The 11,518-nt window shown below is 39.5% G+C and carries 10 protein-coding genes; 5 read left to right on the forward strand and 5 right to left on the reverse strand.

Going from position 1 to position 11,518, the window contains the following annotated elements; translation table 11 throughout:
* Window positions 1-17: 17 nt before the first annotated feature.
* Window positions 18-1,382 carry a c-type cytochrome gene (locus T8I65_RS13755; RefSeq protein ID WP_322301136.1) on the reverse strand — a complete coding sequence of 455 codons (1,365 nt, stop codon included), beginning with the start codon at window positions 1,380-1,382 and terminating at the stop codon, window positions 18-20.
* 225 nt (window positions 1,383-1,607) lie between these two features.
* Between T8I65_RS13755 and T8I65_RS13760 the strand changes: the two genes are divergently transcribed.
* Window positions 1,608-1,997, forward strand: a complete 390-nt coding sequence (locus T8I65_RS13760) for an SPOR domain-containing protein (protein ID WP_322301137.1) — start codon at window positions 1,608-1,610, stop codon at window positions 1,995-1,997.
* A gap of 834 nt (window positions 1,998-2,831) precedes the next feature.
* Here the strand turns inward: T8I65_RS13760 and infB are convergent.
* The 3 genes from infB to rimP are packed head-to-tail and all read right to left on the reverse strand — an operon-like array spanning window position 2,832 to window position 7,415.
* Window positions 2,832-5,657, reverse strand: a complete 2,826-nt coding sequence (infB, locus tag T8I65_RS13765) for a translation initiation factor IF-2 (protein ID WP_322301138.1) — start codon at window positions 5,655-5,657, stop codon at window positions 2,832-2,834.
* A 51-nt stretch (window positions 5,658-5,708) separates the two neighbouring features.
* Window positions 5,709-6,941 carry a transcription termination factor NusA gene (gene nusA, locus T8I65_RS13770; RefSeq protein ID WP_026914123.1) on the reverse strand — a complete coding sequence of 411 codons (1,233 nt, stop codon included), beginning with the start codon at window positions 6,939-6,941 and terminating at the stop codon, window positions 5,709-5,711.
* 12 nt (window positions 6,942-6,953) lie between these two features.
* Window positions 6,954-7,415, reverse strand: coding sequence for a ribosome assembly cofactor RimP (rimP, locus tag T8I65_RS13775; protein WP_298527632.1), 462 nt, complete (start codon window positions 7,413-7,415; stop codon window positions 6,954-6,956).
* A gap of 162 nt (window positions 7,416-7,577) precedes the next feature.
* On the opposite strand from rimP, the gene T8I65_RS13780 reads away from it, so the two are divergent.
* The gene (locus T8I65_RS13780; RefSeq protein ID WP_322301139.1) at window positions 7,578-8,405 is read left to right on the forward strand and encodes a universal stress protein; all 828 of its coding nucleotides are present in this window, start codon (window positions 7,578-7,580) and stop codon (window positions 8,403-8,405) included.
* Here the strand turns inward: T8I65_RS13780 and T8I65_RS13785 are convergent.
* The gene (locus T8I65_RS13785; RefSeq protein ID WP_322301140.1) at window positions 8,402-9,925 is read right to left on the reverse strand and encodes a hypothetical protein; all 1,524 of its coding nucleotides are present in this window, start codon (window positions 9,923-9,925) and stop codon (window positions 8,402-8,404) included. The two genes, T8I65_RS13780 and T8I65_RS13785, sit on opposite strands and share 4 nt — an antisense overlap.
* Window positions 9,926-10,108: 183 nt before the next feature.
* On the opposite strand from T8I65_RS13785, the gene T8I65_RS13790 reads away from it, so the two are divergent.
* The 3 genes from T8I65_RS13790 to T8I65_RS13800 all read left to right on the forward strand — a co-directional run bounded on the left by T8I65_RS13790 (window position 10,109) and on the right by T8I65_RS13800 (window position 11,494).
* A complete protein-coding gene (locus tag T8I65_RS13790; RefSeq protein WP_322301141.1) occupies window positions 10,109-10,321 on the forward strand; it encodes a hypothetical protein in 213 nt (70 codons plus the stop codon).
* Window positions 10,322-10,400: 79 nt separating this feature from the next.
* The gene (locus T8I65_RS13795) at window positions 10,401-11,018 is read left to right on the forward strand and encodes a metallophosphatase domain-containing protein (protein ID WP_322301142.1); all 618 of its coding nucleotides are present in this window, start codon (window positions 10,401-10,403) and stop codon (window positions 11,016-11,018) included.
* A 146-nt stretch (window positions 11,019-11,164) separates the two neighbouring features.
* Window positions 11,165-11,494 (forward strand): hypothetical protein, encoded by a 330-nt coding sequence (locus T8I65_RS13800; protein WP_322301143.1) that lies wholly within the window; start codon window positions 11,165-11,167, stop codon window positions 11,492-11,494.
* Window positions 11,495-11,518: the final 24 nt, after the last annotated feature.

Consider the following 11,518-nt stretch of genomic DNA (forward strand, 5'->3'; position numbering starts at 1 on the left):
ACCTGAATTTCAGGATTCTAGTAGTGACACTTACCACATTCCAGACCACCCATTTGAGCAGCCGTAAGCTCTTCTACACCATATTTTTTAGACAACTCTGCATGGATCTTTTCGTAGTATTCATTACCCTCGATCCTGATATTTGTTTCACGGTGACAGTTAATACACCATCCCATAGTTAGCGGAGCATCCTGATATACAATTTCCATTTCCTGGATAGGACCATGACATTTTTGACATTCAATGCCAGCCACCGTTACGTGCTGCGAGTGATTGAAGTAAGCAAAGGCCGGAAGGTTGTGAATTCGCACCCACTTCACCGGTTTTTCTTCTCCGGAATAAGTTCTGGTTGCTGGATCCCATCCTGTAGCATCGTATAACTTAGCAATTTCTTTATCGTAAAATTCTTTTGAATATTCTTCTGTAGCCGTTTCAGGAGACACTTCAGCAATAGACTTGTGACAGTTCATACAAACGTTCAAAGAAGGAATTCCTGAATGCTTGGAAACTCTTGCAGAAGAGTGACAGTACTTACACTCGATCTGATTATCACCTGCGTGAATTCTATGTGAATAGTGAATTGGCTGAATTGGCTGATAACCCTGATCAACACCAATCTGCATTAGGAAACCGTAAGAGAAGTAACCTACAGTAAGCAACACAAAAATTGACGTTACAACAAGAAGGAATTGATTCTCTACAAAAGACTGATATAAAGGTTTGGTTTTTGGCTTCTCTGGAATTGCAATTCCAGAAGCAGAAGCGAAATTTCTTAATGTTTTGTTTACAAGGAAAAGCACCACAAGAAGAAGCACCAGGACAAAAGCAAGAATTCCTAAAATAATATTTACAGAAACACCACCTGAACCTTCACCTCCACCTGACTGAGCTGCGCCAGTAGTTGCCGCAGTTGGCTCTGGTTTAGGCTGCTCAACGTAAGCAAGAATATTATCAATATCACTTTCGGTCAACTGAGGAAAAGCCGGCATTGCCGTTTGATTCCATTCATTGTAAACTTCATTAGCTTCTGCATCACCACTAGCGATCAAAGCAGCAGAATTCTGGATCCAGTCATAAAGCCATTCCATTTCATGTCTATCTGTCGCACCGTTAAGAGCAGGACCAATAGAATTAGAATAAGGTTTGTGACAGGCTGCACACAATGAATTAAATAACTCTTTACCAGCAGCAGCATCTCCAAGAGAGGCAGCAGCTGCTCCAGCACCAGCATCAGCTTCGGTCGCCTGGCCAGACTCAGCCTGAGCTGTAGTATCCTGCGCCGTCTGATCCTGCGCATGCGCGAACAGAGAAAATGTAAATAAGAAAGCTACGCTTAAGAGTAGTTGTCGCGAAATTGAATGGCGGAAAATCACCTTTTTCATATTTTAAGTTCGATTAACGTCTAAACTTTGGTACGGTTTTTACACTCAGTATTTTAGGGCTAAATACCTAAAAAGGTACCTTTAAATTCAAGCACAAAAGTAATACTTATAGACGATTCTAGGAATGTTAGATAAGTGTTAATAGGTAATTTATAATAGTTCTAAATAATATTTTACAAGCTGTTTAAGTTATTATATTTTACATTTGTCAAAAGACCACAAGCTATGAAAAAACCTAATATACAGTACTCATTTACGATCGCAGCTTTTTTCCTTCTTTTTAATCTGAGTTCCAGCGCTCAACAGGCCAGTGTTGAAATTCAACAAAGCAAAAAGATCGATAAGCTCATGGAAGTAAAGAAAGAATTGAGTGATAATAACAAGATTGGCGACCGCTTCGTGATTCAGTTATTTTATGGAGATAATGGCAAAGCCAACGAGGTAATTCAGAAATACCGGAATCTTTACGAATACCCTTCCAAGATCGCGTATGAAGCTCCAAATTACAAAGTATGGGTAGGTAACTTTAGAAACAGACTGGAAGCAGACAGAGCGCTCCTTACCCTGAAAGAAGACTTTCCTTCAGCTTTTATTCCGAAGCCACAGAGGAAATAAGAAATTGATTATTATACATTAAAAAGCGGCTCGATGAGCCGCTTTTTTTGTAGTTAGATCTTCGGAAAACGATATGCCCGAACGACCCTATGAGATTAAGTTCATATAGCTGAAGATTTCTCATATTCTAACAAGAAATACAGGGTTTCAATCAAAGTCTGTTCGCCCGTATTCTCAACTGTGTCTTAGGTAGAACTCCACAGGATATTCCTGATCTCCTCCGGCCAATTACTAAGATTTTCCATCGAAACCTAATAGCGCCAAATCCATAATTCTCTTATTGGAATGATGTAAAAAAAACAATGTATTACCCAAAACAACAATTCTTTGAATGGCTACTAACTAAAAGTTTTAGTTAAACCAATGTTACCCATAATAAGCTAACATGATTAATATTCGAATCATTTAAGAAATAAATGTTATTACTCTGATATGATCTTTACAGTCCTGTTTAATATTCTACATATAAAAGTTCATCCAAACGGAGTGATCTCTGTCCTGATCAGCCGATGCAATTCATAGTCGAGGCTAACCGAATGATACTGGCATCTGTAATAATTTCCAGATGATCTGCACTCAAGGATCAACCGATCACGACCTACAGTTTTTGAAAAGCGCACTGAAAACCTGAACACATATTTCAAAAGGTTTTGAAGGAATTGGTGAGAACCTTCGGAAACAAAGGCTGATAGGTTATTGGAAAATCATACAATTAAACCATTTTGATGAATCTGATCTCTTGTGATCGATGAATTCCACACAAATACTGTCGACACCCCTAACAAAAAAAGCGGCTCCAAGAGCCGCTTTTTTAGTTTGAGTATCCTACTCAGTTTATTTTGATTTCAAGGTTTTCTTAACCTCTACTTCTCTAAATGCTTCTACTACATCACCTTCTCTTATGTCATTGTAGTTCTTAATCTGAAGACCACAATCATAACCTTTCTTCACCTCTTTCACGTCATCTTTGAAACGTTTTAATGAAGCTAGTTCTCCAGTATAAACAACAACGCCATCTCTAATAAGGCGTATTCCCGCACTTCTGTAAATAGTTCCTGCCGTTACCATACAACCCGCAATCGTACCAACCTTAGATATCTTAAAGGTTTCTCTAATCTCGGCAGTACCAGTGATCTCCTCTTTAAGTTCCGGTGAAAGCATACCTTCCATCGCATCTTTAAGATCGTTAATCGCATCGTAGATGATCGAGTAAGTACGGATGTCGATTTCTTCCTTATCGGCCACCATTCTGGCATTACCTGCAGGTCTAACATTAAATCCTATAATCACCGCATCTGATGCTGAAGCTAATAATACATCACTTTCAGTAATCGCACCAACTCCTTTGTGGATGATATTCACCTGAATCTCTTCCGTAGAAAGCTTCTGGAAACTATCGGTAAGCGCTTCTACTGAACCATCCACATCCCCTTTCAGGATTATATTAAGTTCTTTAAAGTCACCAAGTGCGATACGTCTACCAATCTCATCAAGCGTTATGTGACGCTGAGTTCTAACATTTTGCTCACGTTGTAACTGAGTTCTTCGTGCAGCAATATCTTTTGCTTCACGCTCATCTTCCATTACTTTGAAGGTATCACCTGCCTGAGGAGCACCATCAAGTCCTAAAATTGAGACTGGTGTAGATGGTCCGGCTTCTTTCACCTCGTGGCCACGCTCATCATGCATCGCTTTAATCTTACCGCTGTTTCTACCGGCAAGTACATAATCTCCGATCTTAAGAGTACCAGCCTGTACAAGAATAGTCGCAATATAACCCCGACCTTTGTCAAGGAATGCTTCCACCACTGTACCTTTAGCAAGCTTCTTAGGATTCGCCTTCAATTCCAGGATTTCGGCTTCCAGAAGTACTTTTTCAAGTAATTCTTTCACTCCAGCACCTGTTTTTGCCGAAATATCATGTGATTGAATCTTACCACCCCAGTCTTCTACAAGAAGATCCATTTGAGCAAGTTTCTCTTTTATCTTTTCTGGATTCGCCGTTGGCAAATCAGATTTGTTGATCGCGAAGATGATTGGAACTCCTGCAGCCTGTGCGTGAGAGATCGCTTCTTTTGTTTGAGGCATCACATCATCATCTGCCGCAATCACAATAATCGCGATATCTGTTACCTGTGCACCACGAGCACGCATTGCCGTAAAGGCTTCGTGACCAGGTGTATCCAGGAATGCGATCTTTTGTCCGCCATCAAGCTCAACTCCGTAAGCACCAATATGCTGCGTGATCCCCCCACTCTCACCGGCAATTACATTCTCTTTACGAACGTAATCCAGCAAGGATGTTTTACCGTGATCCACGTGACCCATTACAGTTACGATAGGAGCTCTGGATACAAGATCTTCAGGATTCTCTTCAACTTCTTCAACAGTTTCTTCTACATCTGCTGTGGTGAATTCAACTTCATAGCCAAATTCTTCAGCAACGATAGTTAATGTTTCAGCATCAAGACGCTGATTCATGGTTACCATCATTCCAAGAGACATACATGCTGAGATAATCTTAGTTACCTGAACATCCATCATGGTTGCAACCTCACTTACCGTAACAAATTCTGTTACCTTTAAGATCTTATCATCAGATTCCTGCTGTGCAAGATCATCTGCTGAACGTTGCCTGTGTTCGTCTCTTTTCTGTCTTCTATATTTAGCACCTTTACCTTTGGAAGATTTACCCTGAAGTTTCTCCAGAGTTTCACGTACCTGCTTCTGTACTTCTTCTTCGGTTGGCTCTTCTTTTGTAATCGGTTTACTTCTTGCTCTTCCGCCTTTTTTGGCAGCTGCACCGCGCGGACTGTTTCCACCACCACCTTTAACATCTTTACTGATGCGGCGACGACGTTTCTTACGCTTATCTTTTTCGTCCTTAGATTCGGTTTTCTTCTCGTCCTTTTTCTTTACAGGTTTCTTAAACTGTGAAAGATCGATCTTCTTACCGGTGAAGTTAGGTCCGTCAAGCTTCGTGTAGTTGGTCTTGATTGTATCAGAACCTTCTTCCTTCTTCTCTTCGGTAGCTTCTGGAGCTTTTTCAGTTTCAGCCTTAGCCTCAGTTTTCACTTCTGGCTTCGCTTCTTCTTTTTTAGCAACTGGAGCTTCTTCCTTTTTAGGAGCAGGAGCTTCTTTTTTCTCAGCAGGTTTTTCCGCAGGAACCTCTTTTGGCTTCTCTGCAGATTTCGCTGGTTGTTCTTTTTCTTTAGTAGTCTTCTCCGCTTCTTTGACAGGTTCAGCTGGAGTTTCTTTTACATCTTCAGTTTCTTTAGAGGCTTCTTCCGCAGGAGCTTGTTCTCCGGGTTTTTTGTCCAGGTCTATCTTACCAACCGTTTTTGGACCGGCAAGCTTAGCTCGGGAAGTAGAAACTTCTTCCTTCTTCACCTCTACAGCTTTACGCTTTTCCTCTATTTCCTTGCGAAGTTCCTCCTTCTCCTTCTTTCTCTCTTCTCCTACTTCTTTGGAAGCAACCTTTTTACTCTTATCGGTTTGGAACTCGTCAGAAAGCACCTCGTAGATTTCTCCCGAGATCTTGGTAGTTGGACGTGCATCAATCTCGTAGCCTTTGGAAGTAAGATATTCCACAGCCCTGTCTAACGAGATATTGAACTCACGTAGAACTTTATTTAATCGCGTTGTTTTCGCTTCTGCCATAAATTGCCCTCTAAATTAACCTCTTTTAATGTATTCTGTATTAAAAAAATATTATTCTTCAAATTCTGAGCGAAGAACCGACATAACGTCTTTAATGGTTTCTTCCTCAAGGTCTGTACGACGCACAAGATCATCAACATCCTGTTCCAGTACAGCCTTTGCAGTATCCAGACCAATTTTCGAAAATTCGGCAATCACCCAATCTTCAATTTCATCTGTAAACTCTTTTAACTCCACATCTTCTTCAACACCTTCTCTGTAAACATCGATCTCATAACCGGTTAACTGCCCGGCCAGTCTAATGTTGTGACCACCTCTACCAATTGCTTTGGAAACTTCTTCCGGCTTCAGCATTACCTCAGCTGTTTTAGCTTCCTCATCCATTTTAATGCTGGTTATCTTCGCAGGGCTCAAGGCTCTAGTGATGAATAACTGCTCATTATTGGTGAAATTGATCACATCAATGTTTTCATTTCCAAGCTCACGAACGATGCTGTGAATACGAGAACCTTTCATTCCCACACAGGCACCAACAGGATCGATCCTATCATCATAAGAATCTACTGCTACTTTCGCTTTTTCACCAGGTACACGAACTACTTTTTTGATAGTAATTAAACCATCAAACACTTCAGGGATTTCCTGCTCGAATAACTTCTCAAGGAAACCTGGTGCGGTTCGGGACATGATGATGGTAGGCTTGTTACCTTTTAACTCAACGCTTTCAATGATTCCACGTACGTTTTCTCCTTTTCTGAAGAAATCTGAGGGAATCTGGCGGTCTTTAGGAAGCACGATCTCATTGCCCTCGTCATCAAGGAGAATGATTGCTCTGTGCCTGATATGATGAACTTCTGCAGTATAAATTTCTCCTTCAAGATCTTTAAACTGCTTATAAATATTCGTGTTATCATGCTCATGGATCTTAGAGATCAGGTTTTGACGCAACGCCAAAATAGCTCTTCTTCCAAGATCAATAAGCTTCACTTCTTCTGAAACATCTTCACCAACTTCAAAATCGGGTTCGATCCTTCTGGCCTGAGTAAGAGAAATTTCTCTATTGGAATCTTCAACTTCACCATCTGCAACAACGATCCGGTTTCTCCAGATCTCAAGATCTCCTTTATCAGGGTTTACAATAATATCAAAATTATCGTCTTCTCCATACTTTTTCTTCAAAGCATTTCTGAAAACGTCTTCCAGGATCGCCATAAGCGTAACCCTGTCTATAAGCTTATCATCCTTAAATTCTGAGAATGATTCAATCAACGCGATATTTTCCATATCAATTTGTGATTAAAATGTTATTTTAACTTTCGCTTCCACAATCTCATCGTAAGACAATGTTGCCTCTTTATCAACTGTGACCTTCCCTTTACCCACCGGCTTGGGCTCCCTGGCTTTCCAGGCTAGCTTGATTTCTTTTTCGTCTGCAGCTAAAAGATCTCCTTCAAATTTATCATTTTCAGTTTTCACCTTCAACCTGCGACCTATGTTTTTTCTGTATTGCCTTGGTAAGCTCAAAGGTTCAGAAACCCCTGCAGAAGTCACTTCCAGTGAGAAATCTTCCTCTTCCCTGTCGAGATTATGTTCGATCCCGCGACTTACTGTAATACAATCATTTACTGAAACTCCCTCATCACCGTCTATTACGATCTTTATGTGATTAGCGGAGTTTATGTCAAGGCTTATTAAAAATAAGTTCTTATTCTCTTCAAAGACCTGCTCTGCTAATTTTTCTACTTTATCCTTCAGCATATTTTTATAAAAAGAGGGGACTTCTGTCCCCTCGCTGTACCAAAATTTTAGTTTCAACGCTGCAAATATAGCAATATTTTTCAAGTATAAAAACGCCAGAGGAAATGAAATATTCTTCGTAAATTTAATAGAGACTTCACCTTCAATCTATTACTTCGAATTATGAAAAATATTCTAGTTCCCACCGATTTCAGCGATCAGGCCGAAAAAGCTCTTAAGGTCGCTGCACAACTAGCCCGAAAATTCGACAGCGAGATCTATTTACTCCATATGCTGGAGCTACCAATGATGTTGATCGATCCGGTGCACGGCAGTAGCCAGAACGTTCCGGAGGCGTTATTTTTTATGAAGCTTGCACATCAAAGATTTTCCAAATTAAAGGCGGCAAACTATCTTGAAGGAATAAAGGTGCATGAAACCGTCCAGTTCCACCGGGCTTTCGAAGGAATCATTGAAATTAGCCAGGAGAAGAATTGCGACATGATCGTGATGGGTTCACATGGCGCCAGCGGCTACCAGGAAATGTTCATTGGCTCCAACACAGAGAAGGTCGTTCGTAATTCTGAAATTCCTGTACTGGTCATCAAAAACGAGATCCCAGATTTCAGAATTGAAAATTTTGTATTTGCTACAGACGCAACATCAGATCAAAAAGACCTGCTTTCCAGGGCCATGAAATTTGCGCGTGCTATCGATACGCAAATGCACCTGTTGTTCGTAAACACGCCCAACGATTTTTTAAGCACTGCGGAAGCTACTAGAAGAATGCTGAAATTCACCGAAGAATATCCCGAGCTGGAAACCAATATTCATATATACAACGACATTAGTGTAGAAAAAGGCATTCTAAATTTCGCCCGTAAGCGGGGAGCAGACCTGCTTGGTATTGGAACTCATGGTCGTAAGGGTCTCGCTCACTTTTTCAATGGAAGTATTAGCGAAGACCTGGTCAATCACGCCAACAGGCCGGTAGTAACCTTCAGAATTTAAATAAATGCTTTCAAAGCTCCATTCTTGATCATATTCCAGAGATAGTTCCAGAAGGATTTAGTTCTGTCCCTGTCTACAGTAATATCTTTGTGATTCGCTTTACTATTCTGCGCTTTATTCTTTACGATAAGGTTCGCCAGTGCAGATACCACTTTGTTCTTCTCTTTTCCATCCTTCTGCAGTACTTCGATCTTAAAATCCTTATACTCCAGGCGCATATCACCCTTAGCTGAATAAGGACCACCTGAAAAATTATAATACAGATCCTCAATTTCTCCATGAGCCTGCACATTCATGGCAGGTTTCATAAATTCATTGATCTGTTCCGCAGCGATCCTGCCAAGCTCCCCATTTATATTAAAACGATCCTGGGTATCAGCAATATTAAATGACCAATTCACATCCAGAGATGCAGTTTCCATAAAATTTGCCTGAGCCTTGATGCTGGTTTCCGGGAAATCTTCCCTATCCAAATTAACGTTGGAGATCTGACTTATCTGAAAATTCATATTAGAAAAATCTACAGTTCCCGGCTCGCGATCTGCATGTATCTTTTCTTCGTACTTGAGATACCCGTTAGTAAGACTTATACTATCAATTTGCAATAGCACAGGCATTTCTCTAAGCATTTGACTATATAAAGGCTTAATACTAGTATCATCTGGCTGTAACTTATCCCTGTAGATCACGAAATCGAATTGATCTATATGCGTTAGGGAGTTTCCAATTTTCAGACTATCGTTTTGCAGGCTCCAGGTAAGGCCCTGCATTCCAATACTGTCGATCTCAAGATCATACCAGTCGGTTTCCTTACGAATATTTTGCTGATGCTCACTCTTGGAAAATTTTGGTTTAAGCTGAAAATCGGTGATTTTTACATCGTTATTTTTAATTACAAGATCGCCAACATATAATTTCTGAAGATCATTCAGGTCATAAAATAAACTATCAATATTCAGAAGGATAAGATCATAATTAAAAGGAACTGATTCCTTCAGAGAGGTTGAATCAATTCGCACCTGTTCCATGCTGATATCCCGAAGTTTTGAATAAAATCTATGAGTGGAACTATCTTTTTCGAAAATCTTCAGGCTTCCGCCGGACACTTTAACCGCCTTGATCCTGATCTTATTTTTAAAACTATTCTGTTTTTTGGAAGAGGACGTATCCTTCTCTTTCTTCGGAAATTTGAAGATCTTTACTTCAGGATTAGAGATCTTCAGATTACCAATGATGATATTCTTGTTAGTTAAATACTCAAGGATCTCGATATCATTTAATCTGATGGTATCAACTTCCAACATTTTACCACGAATACTGATGGCTGCATTAATCACTTCCGCAGAACGATCTAAAAGTTTTACATCGACCTTTTCATAAATCGCATTTGCAGCATCCAGATTTTTCTCGATTCCTTTCTTGATCTTACTCTCCAGAATATTGTTCGCTATCACTAAAATGAGAGCCAGAACTCCAATTGCGATCAAAACTCCAACAGCAATTTTGTTTGATTTCTTCAATTTACCAGGATTTAGGTGAGCCAATTTACTATTCGGCAGGCATGATTCTGGCCGAATTAAGAATATTTAACTTAAAAGATTGTGAGCCAGAAGTTACCAAAGTTAAATATTCGTCAAACTTAATTTTAAACTTTCAAGCTAAGCTTATTGCACGCTATATTTGTAGTGTAATATTTAGAAAAAATGTTTTTAAAGGTCGGTGTAAAAGTTTTATTTGTAATGGTCGAGTTATTTCTCGGGTTTTACAGTCTTGTAATCAGTGAAAGTTTACTGGTTAAATTTATATTTTTTGTAGTAACTGCTGCGATCGTCGCCTTTGGAATTTTGAAAACGATTAACAAAGTCTTACCAGCTAATGGAGAAATGCTCCAGTTAGGATCGGAAGATGAAGAATAATAATTGAGAAAGAAGAATTAAATCCGTTGATTTGCATCAACGGATTTTTTTTGTCTAAAACTCAACCAATTTAATTAGCATGAGGCTCGTTTGTCTTGCAGACACTCATAATCTACATCACCATTTACCCATTCCCGATGGTGATGTGCTTATACATGCCGGGGATTGTACAGATGGTGGCACCCGGAACGAAACCAATAATTTTCTGAAATGGATGGATGAACAACCTCATCCTTACAAGATCCTTATACCCGGGAATCATGATTTCTATTTTGAAAAGAAGGAATTATTGAAAACAATTCCTGGAGGTATTGAAGTACTCCTTGACCAGGAATTGATCATTAAGGGAAAGAAATTCTGGGGATCTCCGGTAACTCCCGGAATGGAGAACTGGGCATTTAATAGAGAAAGAGGTTTGGCGATGCAAAGGCACTGGGATAAAATCCCGGAAGATACAGATGTTCTAATCACCCACACCCCTCCATACGGGATCATGGATCAAATTGCTTCGGGTGAAAGGCTGGGTTGCGAAGCATTGTTGAAAACATTAGACTTCGTGGAGCCTGAAATCCATTTGTTTGGACATATTCATTACTCTTCAGGCTACCTAAAAAGAAGCAAAACTTCATTTTACAATCTCTCGATTCTCGATGAAGCTGGTAGTATCATGCGTTCTCCAATGGTGTTAGATATTTAATCTAAAATTTTTGTAAACAAATTTACAGTTAGGTTAAAAATTTATTAATAAGCTAAGTATTAGATTTTTATTAACAGCTTTTAGCCTGTCTAGTAGTAATTTAGCCATTGTAAATCATACAACAATACACCTAACACCAATTTATAATGAACAATTTTACTACCCCGGAGTTAATTGACGAGGTTAAAAATCTCATTTCTTACAGTATTTCCAACAAAAATCTGGAGTCCTCGAATTTTCAGTTAATGCATAGAGCCATCGTAAAGAAGTATTTTGAAGCTAAGAATGTGCAGATTAACTATGACGAGCAAACTATCGAATTACAATTACCTGTTGGTCAGAAGAAATACACGAACATCACATTTGAATGTATGGACCTGGAAAGATTTTTACAATCCTGTCTTAAGAAGGATGAGAAGAGCATTTTCTTTTATGAAACTATTCTTTCTCACTATAATATTACTTCAGCAGCTTAGTTAACAATCTTCAAGCATTATAAA

The organism is Christiangramia sp. OXR-203, from assembly GCF_034372165.1.
Lineage (GTDB): Bacteria > Bacteroidota > Bacteroidia > Flavobacteriales > Flavobacteriaceae > Christiangramia.